Source organism: Thiomicrorhabdus heinhorstiae (assembly GCF_013391765.2).
In the GTDB taxonomy this organism is placed as follows: domain Bacteria; phylum Pseudomonadota; class Gammaproteobacteria; order Thiomicrospirales; family Thiomicrospiraceae; genus Thiomicrorhabdus; species Thiomicrorhabdus heinhorstiae.
Genome location: NZ_JACBGI020000035.1, coordinates 1 through 19,046 on the forward strand (window position 1 = coordinate 1; position 19,046 = coordinate 19,046).

General features: G+C 45.8%; 17 protein-coding genes and 1 tRNA gene. 8 read left to right on the forward strand and 10 right to left on the reverse strand.

Annotation, left to right across the window (positions count from 1 at the left end; all coding sequences use genetic code 11):
- The first annotated feature begins 466 nt into the window (after window positions 1–466).
- Window positions 467–2,086, forward strand: a complete 1,620-nt coding sequence (locus H8792_RS11530; protein ID WP_185979120.1) for a methyl-accepting chemotaxis protein — start codon at window positions 467–469, stop codon at window positions 2,084–2,086.
- 66 nt (window positions 2,087–2,152) lie between these two features.
- Here H8792_RS11530 and H8792_RS11535 read toward each other — a convergent pair.
- Window positions 2,153–2,229: transfer RNA gene (locus H8792_RS11535), tRNA-Met, on the reverse strand.
- Between the two features lie 228 nt (window positions 2,230–2,457).
- Here H8792_RS11535 and H8792_RS11540 point away from each other — a divergent pair.
- Both H8792_RS11540 and H8792_RS11545 read left to right on the forward strand, forming a co-directional pair.
- A complete protein-coding gene (locus H8792_RS11540) occupies window positions 2,458–3,339 on the forward strand; it encodes a LysR family transcriptional regulator (protein ID WP_185979121.1) in 882 nt (293 codons plus the stop codon).
- 380 nt (window positions 3,340–3,719) lie between these two features.
- Complete coding sequence (locus tag H8792_RS11545; RefSeq protein ID WP_185979122.1) at window positions 3,720–4,112, forward strand: VOC family protein; 393 nt, start codon at window positions 3,720–3,722, stop codon at window positions 4,110–4,112.
- A 2-nt stretch (window positions 4,113–4,114) separates the two neighbouring features.
- Here the strand turns inward: H8792_RS11545 and H8792_RS11550 are convergent, their stop codons facing one another.
- The 4 genes from H8792_RS11550 to H8792_RS11565 form a co-directional block, all read right to left on the reverse strand.
- The gene (locus H8792_RS11550) at window positions 4,115–5,680 is read right to left on the reverse strand and encodes a DUF255 domain-containing protein (RefSeq protein WP_185979123.1); all 1,566 of its coding nucleotides are present in this window, start codon (window positions 5,678–5,680) and stop codon (window positions 4,115–4,117) included.
- A 35-nt stretch (window positions 5,681–5,715) separates the two neighbouring features.
- Window positions 5,716–6,423, reverse strand: a complete 708-nt coding sequence (locus H8792_RS11555; RefSeq protein WP_185979124.1) for an anti-sigma factor — start codon at window positions 6,421–6,423, stop codon at window positions 5,716–5,718.
- Window positions 6,420–6,995 carry an RNA polymerase sigma factor gene (locus tag H8792_RS11560; RefSeq protein ID WP_185979125.1) on the reverse strand — a complete coding sequence of 192 codons (576 nt, stop codon included), beginning with the start codon at window positions 6,993–6,995 and terminating at the stop codon, window positions 6,420–6,422. The genes H8792_RS11555 and H8792_RS11560 overlap by 4 nt, the downstream gene beginning before the upstream one ends.
- A 146-nt stretch (window positions 6,996–7,141) precedes the next feature.
- The gene (locus tag H8792_RS11565) at window positions 7,142–7,420 is read right to left on the reverse strand and encodes an HvfA family oxazolone/thioamide-modified RiPP metallophore (RefSeq protein ID WP_185979126.1); all 279 of its coding nucleotides are present in this window, start codon (window positions 7,418–7,420) and stop codon (window positions 7,142–7,144) included.
- Between the two features lie 306 nt (window positions 7,421–7,726).
- Between H8792_RS11565 and H8792_RS11570 the strand changes: the two genes are divergently transcribed.
- Window positions 7,727–8,854: a hypothetical protein gene (locus tag H8792_RS11570; protein WP_185979127.1), complete on the forward strand. Its 1,128-nt coding sequence runs from the start codon at window positions 7,727–7,729 to the stop codon at window positions 8,852–8,854.
- Between the two features lie 121 nt (window positions 8,855–8,975).
- Here the strand turns inward: H8792_RS11570 and H8792_RS11575 are convergent, their stop codons facing one another.
- From H8792_RS11575 to H8792_RS11585, 3 genes are all read right to left on the reverse strand, one after another.
- Window positions 8,976–10,253, reverse strand: coding sequence for a 6-phosphofructokinase (locus tag H8792_RS11575; RefSeq protein WP_185979128.1), 1,278 nt, complete (start codon window positions 10,251–10,253; stop codon window positions 8,976–8,978).
- Window positions 10,254–10,329: 76 nt separating this feature from the next.
- Window positions 10,330–11,517 carry a ribonuclease D gene (rnd, locus tag H8792_RS11580; protein ID WP_185979129.1) on the reverse strand — a complete coding sequence of 396 codons (1,188 nt, stop codon included), beginning with the start codon at window positions 11,515–11,517 and terminating at the stop codon, window positions 10,330–10,332.
- 97 nt (window positions 11,518–11,614) lie between these two features.
- Window positions 11,615–13,429: a choice-of-anchor I family protein gene (locus H8792_RS11585; RefSeq protein ID WP_185979130.1), complete on the reverse strand. Its 1,815-nt coding sequence runs from the start codon at window positions 13,427–13,429 to the stop codon at window positions 11,615–11,617.
- 222 nt (window positions 13,430–13,651) lie between these two features.
- Between H8792_RS11585 and mpl the strand changes: the two genes are divergently transcribed.
- Complete coding sequence (gene mpl, locus H8792_RS11590) at window positions 13,652–15,010, forward strand: UDP-N-acetylmuramate:L-alanyl-gamma-D-glutamyl-meso-diaminopimelate ligase (protein WP_185979131.1); 1,359 nt, start codon at window positions 13,652–13,654, stop codon at window positions 15,008–15,010.
- Between the two features lie 102 nt (window positions 15,011–15,112).
- Here the strand turns inward: mpl and H8792_RS11595 are convergent, their stop codons facing one another.
- The gene (locus H8792_RS11595; protein WP_185979132.1) at window positions 15,113–15,658 is read right to left on the reverse strand and encodes an elongation factor P hydroxylase; all 546 of its coding nucleotides are present in this window, start codon (window positions 15,656–15,658) and stop codon (window positions 15,113–15,115) included.
- Between the two features lie 146 nt (window positions 15,659–15,804).
- Between H8792_RS11595 and H8792_RS11600 the strand changes: the two genes are divergently transcribed.
- Together H8792_RS11600 and H8792_RS11605 are read left to right on the forward strand one after the other, a co-directional pair.
- Entirely contained in the window at window positions 15,805–16,785 is a 981-nt protein-coding gene (locus tag H8792_RS11600; protein WP_185979133.1) for a hypothetical protein, read from the forward strand.
- Window positions 16,786–16,793: 8 nt separating this feature from the next.
- Window positions 16,794–17,369, forward strand: coding sequence for a hypothetical protein (locus H8792_RS11605; RefSeq protein WP_185979134.1), 576 nt, complete (start codon window positions 16,794–16,796; stop codon window positions 17,367–17,369).
- Between the two features lie 67 nt (window positions 17,370–17,436).
- On the opposite strand, the gene H8792_RS11610 is transcribed toward H8792_RS11605, so the two are convergent.
- On the reverse strand, window positions 17,437–18,420 hold the full coding sequence (locus tag H8792_RS11610) for an IS30 family transposase (RefSeq protein WP_185979135.1): 984 nt from the start codon (window positions 18,418–18,420) through the stop codon (window positions 17,437–17,439).
- Between the two features lie 168 nt (window positions 18,421–18,588).
- Between H8792_RS11610 and H8792_RS11615 the strand changes: the two genes are divergently transcribed.
- Window positions 18,589–18,924 (forward strand): hypothetical protein, encoded by a 336-nt coding sequence (locus H8792_RS11615; protein WP_185979136.1) that lies wholly within the window; start codon window positions 18,589–18,591, stop codon window positions 18,922–18,924.
- The last annotated feature ends 122 nt before the right edge of the window (window positions 18,925–19,046 follow it).

Sequence of the window (19,046 nt, forward strand, 5' to 3'; positions counted from 1 at the left end):
AATATACTCTATTGATATAAATAAGTTGTTATAGAGTACGTTTATGGCGTTTTGTTAAGAAGGGCTTTGGAGTGAAAGGAAAAATACAGCATACAAAATTAGACGTATGCGTACTTTTGAGTGAGCGCAATGAAATGAGTATTTCACTAGAGAGTATCGTACTTTTAAGTATTGGTTATTCGAATTTAAAAAGCTTTTGAAATCAATGGATTAATGTTTTTATCGGCGGTTTTATTGTGATGAATGGTATGTGGTTCTTCTATTTTTAGAGTGGGCTTTGCTGAATGAGCGAGCTAAAGTTTTTGGCAAAAACTGCGTTAACCGTAGTGCATGAAGACGATTATGAAGACGATTATGAAGAGGCTCCAAGGATTTAATGTTTAATACCCAGCTTAAAAACACTGTGCAAGAATTGCAAAACCGGCTTAATTCTCAGCAGCAAAGATTAAATGCCTTGGATCGAGTTATGGCAATCATTGAATTCGATTTACAAGGCCATATTCTCAGTGCAAACAATAATTTCCTGGAAGCAGTTGGCTACCGCCTTGAAGAAATTCAGGGTAAGCACCACCGTATTTTCCTTTCTGCTGATGATGCCGGTTCGTCTGAGTATGAACTTTTTTGGAAGCGTTTGGCGCAAGGAGAACCTGTTTCCGGCCGTTTTAAGCGTCGTAAAAAGCACGGTCAGATTCTCTGGTTGGAAGCCAGTTATAACCCGGTATTCGATGAGCAAAATCGATTGAGTAAGTTTATTAAGTTTGCGACTGATATAACGCAAAAGGTTGAAGCCGAATTAGATGCTAAAGCCCAGATTGAAGCCATTCGGAAAGTGATGGCCGTGATCGAATTTGATCCTAGGGGTTATATTCTTGATGCGAATGAAATGTTCATACAAACGATGGGCTATTCTTTAGATGAGATTAAAGGGCAGCATCATAAAATGTTTGCGGATCCTAAATATGCTATGTCCGAAGAATATCAAAAATTTTGGCAGGGTTTAGGCCAAGGAGAAGCCTTTTCAGGGACTTTTCAGCGTTTTGATAAGAATGGGGGGGATGTTTGGCTGGAAGCGAGCTATAACCCGATTTTCAATGCTGTAGGTGAAGTTGTCAAAGTGATTAAATATGCAACTGATATCGGCTCAAATCCCAACACGCAGATGTTGGATCAAGTGATTTTGGATGCCAGCGAGGTTATAGAATCGGTTTCCAACGGACACTTAGACCAGAAAATGCAGCCTCATAAGCGTAGTTGCGCGACGATGTACGACAAAAATATTCAACTTTTGAGTCAGGGTATTAAAACCATGTGCCACAAGTTAAGTGGCGTGATTCAAAATGTTGACCTCTCCGCAGGTCAGTTTAAGGATGCATCGAGGAGTATTGCAGATCACTCGGAAAGTTTGAGCAAGTTGGTGCAGGAAAGTACTTCACGTCTTCAACAGACCTCCGAGTTGATGAAGCAGACAAATCAACGCATAGAGAAGAATTCTGAAGATGCTTCGGATGCCGCTAAAATTGCCGGGCAGGTTGAAATGCAGAGTAACCAGGGTGTTCAGGTAATGAATAATACGGTGCATGCAATGCAGGCGATTCAAGAATCCAGCCATAAAATTTCGGAGATTGTTTCTTTGATAGATGGCATTGCCTTTCAAACCAATTTATTGGCCTTGAATGCCGCAGTAGAGGCTGCCAGGGCAGGGGAGCACGGGCGCGGTTTTGCGGTTGTTGCCGGTGAAGTTCGTGCTTTATCGCAAAAGTCAGCTCAAGCGGCCAAGGATATTAAAAATCTGATTGAAGAAACCGTTTTAAGAGTTAACGAGGGCAGCACCCTGGCTGATGAGTCCGGATCGATGCTGAATCAGATTAACTCATCCATTCAATCCGTGAGTGACAAGATTCAACAAATCGCCCGTAACTCGGTTTCGCAGGCGCAGGAAACTTCCCAGGCTTACCATGACTTGGCCGAAGTCGAACATCTCATGCAGCAAAACGCCGGTTTAGCTCGGGAAAGCACCGAGTCTGCACAGGCAATGGCGAAAAAAGCGGACGAGTTGAAAATAGAAATGGCTTACTTTGAGTATTAGAAATTAAAATGCTAAGGCAATAAAAAAGCCGGAATTCAACTTAATGAATTCCGGCTTTTTGGAATTTGGTAGCGGGGGCAGGATTTGAACCTACGACCTTCGGGTTATGAGCCCGACGAGCTACCAAGCTGCTCCACCCCGCGTCAATTTGTAGTGTCGAACTGGTTGCTCTTGGTAAGCACCGTTGCTGTTCGATGGGGCGTATTATAGGGGTTGGTAAAAATAATGCAACCCTATTTGGTGCTTTTTTTGCTATAGCTGAAAAATTTGTGTTTAGATTTATCCGGAAGGCCTTTTAAATAAAGGTCTCGCTGTCATCAAACCGCTTGTGGCGGCGTGGTAAAATAGCATTTTTCAGTTCAAAAATTTCGATGTTAAAGCAATCCAGAGATTCTGAAGTTTATATGTTGGTGGTCGAGTTGGGGAGTATTACCAAAGCGGCAGATCAACTCGGCATGTCCAAAGCGAATGTCAGTCGGGTGTTGTCTCGTATGGAGCGCATGTGGGGCGCGGACTTACTGATTCGCAGTACCCGAAGTACTCACGTCACCGAAGCCGGTCGTCTGGTCTACAACCATTGTGTCGATTGGTTGAACTCCATCCAGAGTGTGCGGGAAGAGGTGGATACGCTTCAAGGTGTCGCTTCCGGTGAAATTCGCATCGCAGCTTCCAGCCTTTTCAGTAACCTCTATCTGGTTGAGCCGATTGAGCGTTTTCTCCAGCTCTATCCGAAAGTCCGCATCGCTTTAATTATGGACGGTAAGCATGAATTTTTGGTGGAAGGGGGCTATGACCTGGCATTTCGTTTCGGTCCATTGGAAGATTCTACCTTGCGCTCGCGAGTTTTAAGAACGACCGAACTGGGCGTTTATGCATCGCCGTCCTATCTAAAAAACCATGGAACACCGGAAAAAGTCGCCGATTTAAAGGAACATAGCTGCCTGGTTTACACTGCGATGTCGCAGCCTTATAACTGGGGGAGTCTGTTGGACACGGTCGAAAACTTGCGGGTGAACGGCAATTTTGAAAGCAACAGTGAAGAGATCTTGGTGCAGATGGCTTGCCGAGGGAAAGGTCTGCTGTTTTTTCCAAAAGTGTTAGTGCAGAAGGAGTTGGATGATAAGCGTCTGGTGCGAGTCCTTCCTGATGTTTCCACACCGTTTGCGGTCAATATCGTTTATCCGTTTCACAAAGAATTGCCTTATCGTATTCGTTTGTTTATCGATTACATGCGTTCGCATAGTTCGGTGTAACTCGCGTTTCAACAATGATTTTTGGTAGGTAAAGTTCTCTTTTCGCGATCAGATTAAAAAATTATTTGATCCAGTGTAATAAAAAATACGTATCTTATTTAATTGCTTTTAATGCTATTTTAATTAGCCAACCTTTTAAAAAGGCAAATTTTGTAGACTATTTCCCAGCAAGATTGTCAGGGTCACTATTTGATTGGAGATAAGTGGTCTAAGCAGTATCTGTTTTATGATGGTTTGTCGGCAAGTTAAGTTAACATCGCTCGCCGAAAATACAGAACCTTTTCATTAAAAATAAATAAAACCTCAATAACTTTGGGCTTGGTAAAGCGTTATGCTGTGCCGAAACGGTGTTTTATATCTTTACGATTAGGTGGATGAAGATGCTTAAAATCAGTCATATCGATCATTTGGTTCTGACCGTAAAATCGATTCCTAAAACCGTTGAGTTTTATCATTCGGTGATGGGGTTTGAAGTGATTACTTACAACAAAGGCAGAATTGCCTTGAAGTTCGGCAACCAGAAAATCAACTTGCACGCTTTAGGAAAAGAGATTGAACCGAAAGCCTGTACGCCTTGTCCAGGAGCAGCCGATTTGTGTTTTTTCACACAGACGGAAATGGACACCATTTTGATGCATCTGGATAGGCATGGCGTTCGAGTTGAATTGGGGCCTGTGCAAAGAACTGGCGCTTCAGGGCCAATCTGTTCCGTTTATGTTCGCGATCCGGATCATAATTTAGTCGAGATCGCTAATGACCTTCCACCCACCTGATTCTATTCACTTACAAAGTTCTTCTTGATTATTTGTCGGTAATCTTCATTGATCGACAATATTCCTGCATCGGTCAGTCGCGACAGAGCAATTTCCGCTGTATTCAAATAACGCAAAATGTGTTCCGCTAATTCCAGCGTCGAGGCGGAAGGTTTTAGGCGATACAGATGAAGTAGAAAGCGCACGGCGCGAATGTTCTGATCCAGCTGTGGCAAGGGCGTAATAGGTGTACCGTTGTCAACCGCGCTTACTAAACCGCCTTGCGGATGACGGAAATATCGCTGAATAAACTCCTCTGCCATCTGGGCCTTTTTGAGCGTAGCTGGTTTTTGTTCGATCTGATAAAGATGCAACCAGGCGATTCCCATATTCAATGTGTCGGCCAGATAGGGACCCGCATAATCAATCCGTCCGTGGCGATAGCCGCCGCGTCCCAGGCGTCGTGACTGTTCCACCCATCTAAGCGCCTGTTCGGCACGTTGCAAATACTGTTTCTGCCCGCTGGCATCGTATAAATGCAAGTAGGCATCGATCGCCAATCCGTTTTCAGCGCTATATTGATGCTTATCGATTTTTGGGATTCCCTGTTCCAAACGGGATGACAGATCGGATTGAAAGTATTCGTGCGCTTTGAGGCCCTGTTTTAAATCGGCATCCTGAGAAGTATAAAACCCTCCATTAGCATCGCTTAGAAAACGGTTCAGGTAGGAAGCGATTGATTGCGCTGCTTGAAGATATTCAGGATTATTCAGTTGTTTATAGGCGGTTGAGTAGACCAACATATAGTTGGCTTGTACCGCCATGATTTTTTCATAGTGTGGATGCTGCCAGTCGCCGTGTGTGGAGTACTGATAGGCGCCACCGAACACGGGATCGATTAATGCCAAAGCATTATTCAAGGTCAGAATCACTCGCTGTCGAGCCTTTGAATCGCCGTCGGAGGCAAGTTTTAGATCCCATAAAACCGCTTCCGGATCGATAAATTTCTGTGCCAGCTTTAGACTGCCGTATTTCGGATCGAAGCTTGAAAGGTGACGGCGCTGCAATTCTTTTTCTAGTTTGGGAACGATCTCAGCCGATTCCGCTAGCTTATTCGGGAAAGAAAGGGTGTTGTCATAAGTTTGCGGGTTACTCCGCATGTTTTTCAGCAACGTCAGGAAGCGTTCGGCCTGGATAAAACCGGCTTGTTTATGCAGTTCTTTTCCGTCGGGTGTCAAAATAATGGTTGCCGGCCAGCCCCAGTCCCGATAACGCTCTGCCAGATCGGGGCGTGCGTCGTGATCGACCTTCATGGCAACATAGTGCTCATTTAACTCCTCAATCACTTGCGGGTCGGCATAGGTTTTCTGGTCCATGACATGGCACCAGTGGCACCAGTTGGCTTTCAGATCGAGCAGGAGCAACTTGTTTTCCTGCTCGGCTTGTTCGAAGCTGGCCCGGTTGTAATCTTGCCAAGCGACTTGTGCCTGGGCTGGTGAAAACAGAAACAGGAGGCCGATGGTAAAAACGATCTTGCTTAGATTGCCGTATCGTTTTTCGGCAGTCATATAGTCTGATTTAAACAGCATGATTTCCTCCTTTCTCCTGTTCGGAAACACCGGGTCTATATCCGTACCGCGCTACCCAGGTAGATCGGTTTAGAGGTCGGTTGCCCTGTCGGTGAACCGCCCTTAGGCTCGACGGTTACGGCAAAGGTATGCGCTTTGCCGAGATGTGCTCTGATTTGCTCGGACAGACGCAGAGAGGTTTTACCGTTTTGTGGCAGAATCCCCATGGATTGCGGCGTTTTCAAATCCGATGCAATCATCCACAGTTCGTAATCCTGATTATTCTGCAGCGGATGGTCGCGTAGAATTTTGACGTTAAGCAAGCCGCTATCCGTAAATTGCAGCAACCAGCCGTCTTGCTGTTGGCTGTCTTGAACCAAAGCCAGCATCTGCGGCTGGGTAACGCCCGGCGTTTGCCAGATATAGGTGAGTAAAGAGACGCTAAACAGCGAGGCGGCCATCGCCCATGTATAAGCAAAGCGGCGATTGCGGCGGTTACGTAATTCGGCAGGCGTGAGTTGTTCGTTATAGCGCTGGCGGAATAGGCGTTTTTCTAATTGATTCCATACTCGATGGGAAGGCTGGGTATCCTCAACGGATAGAGCCAGCAGATTCCATTTTGCCTGGGTTGCATCCAGTCTATGGGCTAATTGCGGGAATTGAATGAGCAGTCTGCGGAAGCGTTTTTGCGCTGTCGTGCCCATCAAGCCCATGACATAATCGTTGCAGAGGGCTTGTTGTAATTGCGGCTCTTGGTAATTCATTTTTGCATACACTCCCTGACGCTTTGCATGGCGCGGCGAATCCATGATTTCACCGTGCCTAAAGGGCGTTGAAGTTTTTCAACCATTTCCGAATGGGAAAAACCGTAGTAATAAGCCATGAGTAAACTTTTTCGTTGTTCTTTCTGCAGCTGCTGCAGACATTCTTGCAGCAGGCGCAGTTCAAAAGGATCCAGCGAATTCCAATCTTCAACGACAGAGTCATTGATGTCGGGTGTTTGCAGCGGATCTGTTTCCACGGCTCTAATCTTGTTTTGATGACGGCTTTCTCTCCGCAAAATATCCAGACAGCGGTTGCGCAGAATGGTAACCATCCAGGCAAAGGGGTGTCCCTTGTCTGCAACATAATCGGATGCCTTGTACCAGATATGCACAAACGTTTCCTGTAAAGCTTCCTCGGCCAAACCTCTTTCCTTTAACAGATAGAGTGCGGAAGTGAGTAGTTTTGGCGAAGCCAGATCGTATAGCTCTTTGAAAGCCTCTTGGCGACCTTCGGCACAGGCGGATAAAAGTCGAATTAACGGCTCTTCTTCAAGCATTTGTTGCTTCTCCATTTAGCGTATTTGCCTATGCATTATAGGTCGTTTTTCAAGCATTCCCCGAATATCACCGTTTTACTTCGCAAACATTCGGCGAACGCCTGTCGGAACAGGCAAGAAGCCGGCTTCCCGCCGCATTGGAGGCGGAAAACCGGTTGGATTTATTTACTGGCACCACATTTGGCAGCACCGCATTTGCTTTCTGCCGGTTTACTTGAACCACATTTAGCTGCACCGCATTTGCTCTCTTCGGTTTTGCTGGCACCGCATTTAGCCGCACCGCATTTCCCTTCCTCAGGTGTGTCGGACATGGCAACTTGTCCGTGATTCATCATTTGAAATCCGAACGGGTTACCGGTTTGAGCCTGAGCGGAAAAGCTGCCCAGCATTAAAAGTGAAGAAATGGCCAAAATAGTCATTGAACGATTCATGCTTTTCATAAGTTGTCTCCCAATAGGTTTTAAACATCGGACCGGCCGGGTTAATAAAAATGTGCTGTTTCAGCCGGTCTCATTAACCTTTACGCTACGTAAAAGAAAATGGATGCATTAAAAGAGAAATTATTTTGTCTATTTTTGTTTCACGGCATCGTTGAGAAATTTTGTTGATGCAATCGGAGTGTCATAAAAGCGTAATAAAGCTGTTATTTTTCTGTTAACTACCGTTTTTAGAATATAGGCGTTATTTGATATCCATACTCCGGTCGCTGTGATCGGGAGTTTTAAGGAAAGAAAGGAATTTAACCTATGCGTTCATTATTTACTTTAGGCGCGCTTGCTGGCGCGATCGCACTAGCTGGGTGCCAAACTCAACCGGTTCAGCAGTCTACTGAGGCTCAAGCGGCTAAAGTCGAAACCACTGCTCAAGTTGCGGTAGATCCAAGCAAGCCTGAAATTTCCGCTCCAACTTTCACCGATCCAGCGCCAAAACAAGCTCCAGTGGCTGAAAAAGGAACTGATCTTTTTGAAGTGCATCACGAAGGTCGTATCTACTTCTTCTACGATTTTCCAACCTACCAATCTTTCCTGGATGTAGGTGAAACGGCTTTCCGTTTGACGCGTATTGCTGCCGGTCCTAAAGGTGAAACGGTGGTGTTCGGTCTGACAAAAGAAGACAAGAAAAAAGGTGCTGAAACCCCGGCAGCTTTGATCATCGACGGTAAAGCGGAAGCTAAAACGCCTTTCTACGGCGAAATCATGAAGCACGGACGCATCTACGTGTTCGACAGCAAAAAAGACATGGACTTCGTACGTGAAGTGGGCGAGCCTTCCTATATGTACACTGAAATCGGTTCTGGCCCGAACGGTGAGACGGTTGTGTATGTTTTGAACAAAAACAATAAAAAGAAAAAGCCGGTTGCTTTGATTGAATCCTTTGAAAAGCTTCACCCTAAAAAAGTTCAGCCGGTTGCTGAAGTTGTCGAAAAAGGCACCGATCTTTTTGAAGTGCATCACGAAGGTCGTATCTACTTCTTCTACGATTTTCCAACCTATCAATCATTCATGGATGTAGGTGAAACGGCTTTCCGTTTGACGCGTATTGCTGCCGGTCCTAAAGGCGAAACGGTGGTGTTCGGTCTGACAAAAGAAGACAAGAAAAAAGGTGCTGAAACCCCGGCAGCTTTGATCATCGACGGTAAAGCGGAAGCTAAAACGCCTTTCTACGGCGAAATCATGAAGCACGGACGCATCTACGTGTTCGACAGCAAAAAAGACATGGACTTCGTACGTGAAGTGGGTGAGCCTTCCTATATGTACACTGAAATCGGTGCCGGTCCAAACGGTGAAACTCTGGTGTTTGTTTTGAATAAAGACAACAAAAAGAAAAAGCCGGTTGCTTTGATCGAAGCATTTAACAAAATGCATGCAAAATAAGAAATAGAAATCTTCGTTTGAGATTTGAAACCCGCTTTTAGCGGGTTTTTTTGTGTCTGGCGATAAGAGAAATCAGTGCAAAGGGCTCTTGAGAATCTCTTCCCTGTCGCCCCATAAAAATTTATTTATGTGCAATGAAAGGCGGTAGCTGGCGTTCGATGGTCTTGAATTCAAGCGGTTGAATCTGCGGTAAACCATTCAGGAATTGCGGTGTTCTTTCTCCCTGAATCAGCGGGCGGATGTAGTCCAAGGCCGCGTCTGTGACGCACAGGCTATTGTCACAGATAAATTCTTCCGGAACCTGGTATTCCAGATTAGCGACTTCTTGCAGATCCACACTTTTGAACTGCCAGCTTAATGGTTCGTCAGAGATTTTTTCCACAACCGGCAGGGTTCCGTGCTCGCCGTTGACGGCGGCTTCTACCGAAGCTTTACCGGCATCATATGCCATTTGCCAATCGGTTTGCGAAACCATATGGCTGGCCGATCTTTGCAGGTAATCGGGAATGGCACAGTGAGTTTTACAGCCGATCTCGGTCGAGACCATATGCGCCAGTGTTTGGGCGACGCCGCCTAATTGGGTATAGTCCTGCTCGGTGGTGTGTTCGATGCCGGTAATAGTCACATAGCTACCATCAGGATTAACTAAACCTTCGGATACCGAACAGACGCAGTAGCCGTGGGTTTCGATCAGCTCTTTCACACGGTTTAAAAATGCTTCCTGGCGGAAAGGGCGTTCGGCCGGCAGCACAATTAAAGGTGCATCCGGGATGATGTCCTTCACCAGTCCGGGTGCCAGGCTGAGCCAGCCGACATTACGCCCCATGGCTTCCATGACGAAGAATTTGGTTGAGGTTTCATGCATCGACAAAATATCCAGTGTTGCTTCGATAAAACTGGTAGCCAGATATTTTGCGGCACTTCCGAAGCCGGGGCTGCAGTGTGACAAGGCCAGATCGTTATCAATGGTTTTGGCGACACCGATGCAGGTGACCGGGTGGCCGTGCTCGCGGCAGTAATCGGAGACTTTTTGAGCGGTTACCATCGAGCCGTTGCCCCCGTTATAAAAGAAGTAGCCGATTTCGTAGGTGATAAACACTTCCAGTACGCGGCGGTATTGTCCAGGGTTGTGGTCCAGAGGGTCCAAGTCGAAACGGCAAGCCTGGAAAGCGGCGCCCGGCTGGTATTTAAGGCGTTCGATCTGTTCTTGAGGGACATCGTCCAAGTCGATAAGGTCTTCTTCCAGCACGCCTTTAATACCGTTGACTGCGGCGTAGGCTTTGCCAAAGACTTCCGGATGGGATTTGACGGTTTCAATTACACCGGCCGCACTGGCATTAATAACTGCGGTTACACCGCCGGCCTGAGCATATAGGACGTTTTTCGCTTGCTCTTTCACAACGTTTCCTTAGAGGGTTATCAAGGTGTCGATACACCTTAAACTGAAGATTTAATCTGATGAGGTTGATCGAATTTTACCGATCGTATTTGACAAGCAGATGATTGTTTTCTAATTGTAGGCTCGCTTGACCGAGCAGTATCTGCTGTATTGTTTCTCCGAACAGGCACTGGCGCCATCCGTTCCAGACAGGCGTTTGCGGAGTTTGAATTAATTGTACCAATTCTGAACGCTGAAAAAGACTTGATTGATGCAACTTATATTCCAACGCAATTTGTTGCGTATAAGCGAGGCAGAGTTGCAGAGCGACTTCCTGCTGTGCATCGGCTTTTAGCGGTTTGGGTGTCTTCTCGGGCCAGCTCTCCGATGATTGCGCAAAGACCTCGTCGATCAGTTCAATCCATTCCGAACCGAACTCTTTGACGGACGAAGCTTTAATATTCGGTACTTTGTACAAAGCCTGAACGGTTTTGGGAGGGCGTTTGGCAATGCTAAGCAAGGCGTCGTCACTCAGTGTCCATTTTTTCGGACGGTTGTGCTCAATAGCGTAAATTTCCCGCCATTCGGCCAAAATACGGGCGATTGCTAGTTGTTTCGGACTGAATCCTTTGGTGCCTTTCAGCTTCAGCCAGGCATTATGCGGTTCGACTTGGTACAACGCTTTGTTCAGCAGTTTCAAGCACTCTTCCCTGACTGCGACGAATTCTTTCTCAGTCAAATTTTGCAGGCAGTGCTGATACAGAGGACCGAGGTAGCGGACGTCGTCGAGGGCGTATTCGATTTGCGCATCACTTAATGGACGGGCATGCCAGTCGGTGCGGGTTTCGCTTTTGGATATTTGGATATTCAGCAAGCCTTCCAATAATCTGGCGTAACCGGCAATTTCTCCCTGCTTGAGAAAGATAGCCGCAATCTGGGTGTCGAACATCGGCTCGGGCAGGCAGCCGAAACGTTGGAACAGCACTTCCAAATCCTGACGGGCACTGTGAAATATTTTCAGAATGTGTTCTGCCTGCCAGATACGATTCAAAACGTCCATGCTGGCGTCTTTTTCGTCCTCTTGAATCGCGAGAGGGTCGATTAAGACGGCTTTTCCCTGATTGTCCTCAATCTGAATCAGACTTAGTTGCGGATAATAGGTATCGACGCGGACAAATTCGGTGTCGACGGCGATCCACTCTATTTGCGGATCGTGCAGGAGCAAATCGCAATAGGTTTGCAATTCTTGAGGGGTTCGGATGTATTGATATGCGCTGGCTGTCATAGCGCAAAGTTTAGCGTCAGGTGGAAGAGGATGCAATAAAGACGCTAAGATTTGACCCTTGCAACCAAAAGTTACAAGGGTCGAGTGAGTAGGAGGATTACTCGGCGCTGAAGCTATGCACGTTGATTTCGTAGAAAGTGGTGCTGCCGCTGACTTCGCTTCCGACGATCAGCATCGCTTTACCGTTAGGACTGTCTTCCGCAGAAACGAATTTGAATCCTTCAGGCCCCAGGTCTCCAGCATCAACGGTGTATTCTTTGATTCCGTCGTTGTTAGAGTCGGTATTGTCGTCAGGGTTAACGGTCAAATCACGGTTGTTAACGTATTGTACAAATTCAGGGCTGAATGGATTGGATACATCGTAAACCATGATTCCGCCCATACGCTCCAAACCGATAAAGGCGTAGGTGTGACCGTTGATTTTTCCGACAGTCAAAGCTTCGGGTTCTGGACCTTTGTTGTCAGAGCGGTCATCGCCTGCGTTTTCCGCATTGTCGTTGTTGAAGTCTTCTGCGTATTTTTTAGCGGTAAGCGTTTCAAAAGCACTGCCGGAATCGAAGACCTGTTCACCGGTTTCTGCATTGTAGATTGAGAAAGAGCGACCGCCGTAGGCGTAAAGTTTGCTAAATTCGGTACCGCCGTTTTTCGCTACGGTCGTGTGGTAAGAGAATTTCAAGCGGTATAGCTCGTTGTCTTCTCCGAAACCGCCGTTGGTCGCGGCAAATGGATTGCCTTCCTGATCAACCAGAGTCACATTGTCGTTGTCGTAGTAATCTTTGGCAGAGAAAGCGTCGATACAGTTATCGGATGCATCGAAATAGTAGCCGGAAGCTTCACAAGAAGCCTGGTCGGTAACATTGTCCAGCCAGTCCTGGCGATCGTCGCCTTCGTTTGCTGTCAATAAATAAGTTTGACCGTTGAATGTCATAGAGGCGATGGTGTCAGGCATATACATACCCATAACCGGCCAGTTTTTAATGTTGACGCCGTCTTTCTGGCTGATATCCAGTTCGTTACCTGGAATAGAGTGGTCTTTGAAACCAAGGCCGATAATACGCTCGACAGTTTTGTTTGCCAGATCGATCACTGCGACAGCGTTATTTTCCTGTAGTGTAACGAAAGCGGTTTGGCTGTCTTCGCTGATGGTGATGTATTCCGGTTCGAAGCTTTGTGCGACAGTAGCGTTATAGCCGTCGATGACCATTTTGGCTTCTGGCAGTTCCGCATTGCGGCTGTTGCCGACATTGAAATCGGTAAAACCGACTTGTGTCAGATTTGTTGCCAGATTGCTGCCGTCCCAGGTTACATCGATTACTGAAACCTGGCCTTCAGGGTCAACGGAATAATCATCGTTTGGTTCGCCTTCAATCGCCGCAACAACCTGGTTACCGTCAGGAGTAAAGGTCAGCATGTCCGGAAGCGCTCCGACTTGCACGGAAGCCAGATAGCTCAGGTCTTCAATCTTATAGAATGCAATCCAGCCATTGTCGGTCTTTTCATCCGCTTCAATCGCGACCGCCATCAAGCCGTTGTGAACGGTAACGCTGTTTGCCGCTCCAACGTCACCGGCATCGGCGACGTCACCGGCAGTTTGCATGTCGGCGGCGATATCTAGTGACTCGACCAGAGTAGGGCTTGTTGGGTCTTGAGTGTTTAGTACGTCGACTTTTCCTGAGTTGGCGTTAACAACGAATGTTTGCTGAGTTTCTTTATCGAAAGTGACGATTTCCGCTGCACTTTCATCGAAGATACCGCTCAAATAACGCCCTTGCTGATCCAGAGTAATGCTTTGTGCTACCGCATCGGTGCCGTTTGTTCCATCAGCGCCATCCGTGCCTTCAAGATCACAACCTGTCAGCGCCATACCACCGATCAGAGCACTCATCGCCAATGCTAATTTGTTTAATTTCATAACCTTATCCTTGTTCGGGTGAAAATAAATTCATTCGATGGTAAAGGGTGTTTGTGACAGGGAAATGACGTAAAGATGGCGGTTTAATGACAGGTATTATTTATGCGTCTCCGAGAACGAATTTACCGCTTAACTCTCTTTTAAATAAGGTTTGGCGCAATTTACAGACGCTTGACGTAGAATAAGCGGTTACGAAACTTTTACGTAAAACCGGGTGGCTTAATGAAAATTCATATTTTGGGGATTGCGGGAACCTTTATGGGCGGGATCGCTCAGCTGGCTAAAGCGATGGGAATCGAGGTCAGCGGTTCGGATAAACAGATTTATCCGCCTATGAGTACACAGCTTGAGCAGGCAGGAATTGCGGTCGGCGCCGATGATGATTGCGAGTTTCTGAAAGTCGAGCCGGACTGCGTGGTGATCGGCAACGCTAAAAGTCGCGGACATGCGGCGGTTGAGGCGACCCTTAATGCCCAGCAGGATTATCGTTCCGGACCGCAATGGCTGGCAGAGAATATTTTAAAAGACCGTTGGGTGGTGGCAGTGGCCGGTACTCACGGCAAAACCTCGACCGCTTCGATGGTCGCGTGGATTTTGGAAGATGCCGGTTTGAATCCGGGGTTTCTGATCGGTGGTGTACCGGAAAATTTCGGGGTTTCCGCTCGTTTGGGTGAGGCGCCTTTCTTTGTGGTGGAAGCCGACGAATACGATACCGCATTTTTCGATAAGCGCTCCAAATTCGTTCATTACCGCCCACGCACCTGTATTTTGAATAATCTCGAATTCGACCACGCGGATATATTCGATTCGCTGGCGGATATTCAAAAACAGTTCCACCATCTGGTCAGAACCATTCCGGGTAACGGTTTGATTGTGATGCCGAAAGACGATTCGGCGCTGGATGAGGTTATTGAACAAGGTTGCTGGACGCCGGTAGAACGCCAGGGGGCCGGAGCGGAATGGAGTTTCCGTTTGTATCAGGATGATGGCAGCGAGTTTGAAGTATTGTACAAAGGCAGCTGCATGGGAAGAGTTGTCTGGCCTTTAAACGGTCTGCACAATGTGCGTAATGCCTTAAGTGCGATTGCAGCGGCGGTGCATTGCGGAGTGCCTTCCAGAATTGCAGTGGAAGCTTTAAGTCGTTTTAAAGGCATCCGCCGCCGGATGACACTGATCGGCGAAGCGCAGGGCATCAAAATTTACGATGATTTTGCACACCACCCGACCGCGATTACCACCACGCTTAATGGCGCCAAAGCGAAAATGCGTGCCGAAGGGGATGCCGGCAGATTGATTGCGGTCTTTGAACCGCGCTCCAACACCATGCGTATGGGGGTGCATAGCCAGACGCTGCCGGCGGCTTTCGATGAGGCCGATGCGGTGTTTGCCTTTATTGATCCGGCGTGGAACTGGCAACTGGATGAAAACGCCTTTGCTGCACCTTTGACGGTTGCCAATGACTATGACAGTTTGCTGGAACAGCTGAAAAATGCCAGTCAGCCAGGAGATAGGGTGGTGATTATGAGTAACGGCGCTTTCGGCGGTATTCATCATCGATTGTTGCAGGCCTTACAAGGATAGATATGTGGGCTCTGCTTGAAGTCGGCTTGCTGCTCGTAATTGCACTGCTGATCTGGTGGTGGATTCGGCCAAAAAGTTAATTTGTCCGCTTCGCTTAATAGACTAAAGCTCTTCCAGCTTGAATTCTTCCGCTTGCAACGGTCTTTGCGGGCGAAAGTGTTTTTGCAACGCCTGACTCCAGATGCGGGCGTCTTCCGGCAAACCATTGTTTAGGTAGTCTCTAACCTGTCGCAGTATGGCATTCTGAAACGAGTCGCTGGGGCGGGCATCGCCTTCGAGGTTGTCTGCACTGAAGTGAAACTGAAAATTCGCCGAACGGGAAAAAATCCATTCCAAAGCCTGGGGTTTTACCTCAACTTTCTCAAACTCCGCCTGTCTTTCCTCCGAACGTCCGTCAGGTTCATACCAGTACCCGAAATCTTCCAGTAAACGCCGTTGCGGTCCGGCTACGCACCAGTGGGCAATTTCGTGCAATGCACTGGCGAAAAAGCCGTGGGCGAAGACGATTCGATGATAATCACATTCGCCATCGGCCGGGCGATAGATCGGTTCCGGTTCGCAGCAGACCAGCTTTGTATTGCGGGTTTCAAGAAAAGTATTATTGAAGAGGTCGATTAATTCGTCTATAGAGTGGATGGTATTCGACATAGCTCAGTTGTTAGTAATTCTTTTGAAAGGGAATTGTAGTAGATTTATCGGCTTTCGTTTTGGTATTTCAAGCAAAATGGAACGAAGATAGCCTACTTCGGGCTGATCTGCCATGGGGCTGTACAGATATACCAATAGGGTCATATATGGCCCTATTGATTCTAGCCTCCCAATCGTCTGACCCAATATTAAGTTTGATTGGTTCTGTGGCGGGAATGTATTTGATGGGACCAGCTGGCGCGGAGTTCTTTGGGCAAAGTTATTTGCTTGGCTCAGAAGCGTTTAATATTTGGGCAGCAGGATTTGTCAGTTCGGGAATTCAAACAGGTTCTTTGAGAGGGGCATTTATTGGAGGTCTGTCATCTGCGTTAACTTTTGGAATTGGACATGGTGGTGAAGGTGGAGGGGCTTTATTCAGTGCTAATTGGCTAGGTAAAGCTGCAATGCATGGGGTTGCTCAAGGTGCAATTGCTTCTCTGAGAGGAGGTGAATTTAAGACGGGATTAACAACAGCGGTTATTAGTTCGATCACAGGCGGGATAACTCGTGGTTTACTAAAAGGTGAATCTGGAATTTCAGCTCTAGCGATAACGGTAACTATGGGAGGTTTAACATCTCAAGCAACGGGAGGAAGTTTCCAAAATGGTGCGATTACGGCGGCGACAATTTATTTGTTTAACGAAGCTCTTGAAGAGTCACAAATCAGAAGAGAACGTCTAGAAATTTGGAAATCTTTGTCCCCAGGTGAAAAAACTGAAATTTTAGAGGAAATAAGCAAGACTGCATCAAAATATCTTCAAGCATTAAAAGGAGTGAATGACCATCAGTTGGCTGCTTATGTAGACGTGTATATTCTGGATGCTCCAAATGTCAGATTCAAATGGCAATCTGATTTAGAATCTATTTTGCAGACAACATTTACATCTAAACTCATCGGTAACATCTTGACGGGGGGATCGAAATTCATCCATGCTCATGCTCTCACCAGAGCATCAAAAGTTTACCAAATGGCTGTGGAGGGAATAGATACGATGGTTAATGGTTCAAGTTCTAGTTATGGTGGAATTGGTACTGTTACTTGTAATAAAGATGGTTGTAAGCCGAAAATTAGTTTATTTAGAATGTAAGGGATGTTATGAAAAAATGTCTATCGCTGCTAATGTTGCCTCTGTTTCTTGTAGCGTGTGAAGGCCAGAAACAGCAATTAAGCTATGCAAAATCTTTTGAGAAACATGCTATGTTTGTTTTAGAGAAACGGGGTGAAGTTAGTAGTCGATGTTATATAGATTTCCCTTACAAACTACCTCTTCCTCCTAATGCGGTTTTGCCGCAAATCTGTTCAGAGTTTTATAGAAATGTTGAGTATATTAGGGAATTACAGCAAGAAGACAGAAGCTCATTTCTTGAGGATATGAATAGAATATTAGATTTAAACGAGGAAGCGTTTAAAGACCGCATAACCCCCCTGTTCTATCTTTATAACAATGACCAACTTACAATTGATTATATTACTTCAGGATATGTTGATCATAGAAAATTGTATGATGATCACGGTTTTAATTTTTTAGCCTATTACGTTTCCGTTTGCAGAGAAAAAATTGTCCTTGAACTTATGAAGTATCCTGAAATTTATGCGAATAATCCCTTCTGGAAAAAAGAAAAAACTTCGCCACTTGAAATTTATGAAGATCGTTGTAAATGGGATTATTAAAAATTTTCGTTTATTGATGTGTAAATTAAGGTGTCAGAGTAAAATTAAATTGTTAATCTTGGTGAATTCAAATTCTAAGTGCAACAGTCTTCGTTTTAAAAAGGACTTCATAAGGCGTTCTGTAATCTAGACATTTTCTAGGTCGATGATTTAATTTTGTAACGACTTGGTCAATTACCTTATCGTCAATCACATGAAAATTACACCCTTTGGGAAAATATCTTCTCAATAATCCATTCGTGTTTTCATTTACACCTCGCTGCCAAGGGGAGTATGGATCGGCAAAATAAACTTTGCTGTTCGTTTCTTTTTCCAAAGTTTTAAACTCTGCAAATTCCCGACCATTATCTACCGTGATTGTTTTAATAAGGTTATCTGAAATGGGCTTAAATGCTTGGCAACTGGTTTGCATAAAGGTGGCTGAATAGCCATCTTTGACTTTACCGGCTACCAAGTAGCGACTTTTGCGTTCGACGTAAGTGGCTAATCCGCCTTTGCTTTTTCCTCCTTCCATAGTATCGCCTTCCCAGTCGCCAAAACGGCGTTTTTGGCTTACTATTTTCGGTCGCTCATGGATGGAGATACGATCTTTAAACTGACATTTAAGTTGGCTTCGGCGTTGCTTTCGTCGGTATTTATGTTTTCGAACTAAGTAGCGGTGTAGCCCTCCACCCTGAAGGCTGTCACGAATGATCCATTGGTAGATGGTTTCTGGACTTACTCGCATTTTTAGGCTTCTAAAATCACGTCTTAATCGATTAGAAATAATCTCTGGTGACAAGCCTTCTTTTAGCCAAAGGCTAACGCCCTTAAATAAAACATCGTGGTTACGTCGCTTAGCATGCCTTGGTTTTGCTTTACGCTTATCGGCACATTGTTGTGCCCAGTCATGCCAGTATGGACTGAGTATTCCTTTATTGCGACGTACTTCGCGACTTATTGTGCTCGGTGATCGATTGAGTCGGCTTGCTATTTGTCTAATCGAGTACTTAGCCATGTGCATATGGGCTATGCAATAACGCTCATGTGGGGTTAAATGTATATAAGTCATTTAGGGTCTCTGTCATTTTTGTTTGTGGTAAAACTAAATTAACAGAATTGCCTTAGATGGCTTTTTACTTTAAGTGTTGCGCTTTGAAATTGAACTCACCAAGGTCGTTATCGCTCGTGCCTAGTCGATGATGAAACCTATCTTTTTACCCTGTACCGTTATATCGAATTGAATCCAGTTCGTGCTGGCATGGTTGAGTCGCCAGATCAGTATGCTTGGTCAAGTTATCTAATTAATGCTTTAGGAAAAGCTTCCGAACTTTGTACACCTCATACGCTCTATTTAATGTTGGGGAATTCTAAAGCATCTCGGCAATCAAGTTATCGTGGGTTATTTCAAGAATTGCTTGAAGAACCATTACTTGATGAAATTCGACAGATGACGAATAAAAGCTTAGCGCTAGGCAGCGAGCGTTTTAAATCGCAAATTGAAAAGCTGACAAAGCGGCGTGTTCATCCAAAAGCCCGTGGTAGGCAAACAGGTTGGCGGAAAATAGAAATTTAATTTTACTCTGACACTTTTATTTCCTTTTATTTTAGGAACTATAATTGGTGCTCAATATAATAATAGAGGAGTTCCATTTGAAATCGAGTATTTTCACAATGATTAAATTGAAAAAAATATTT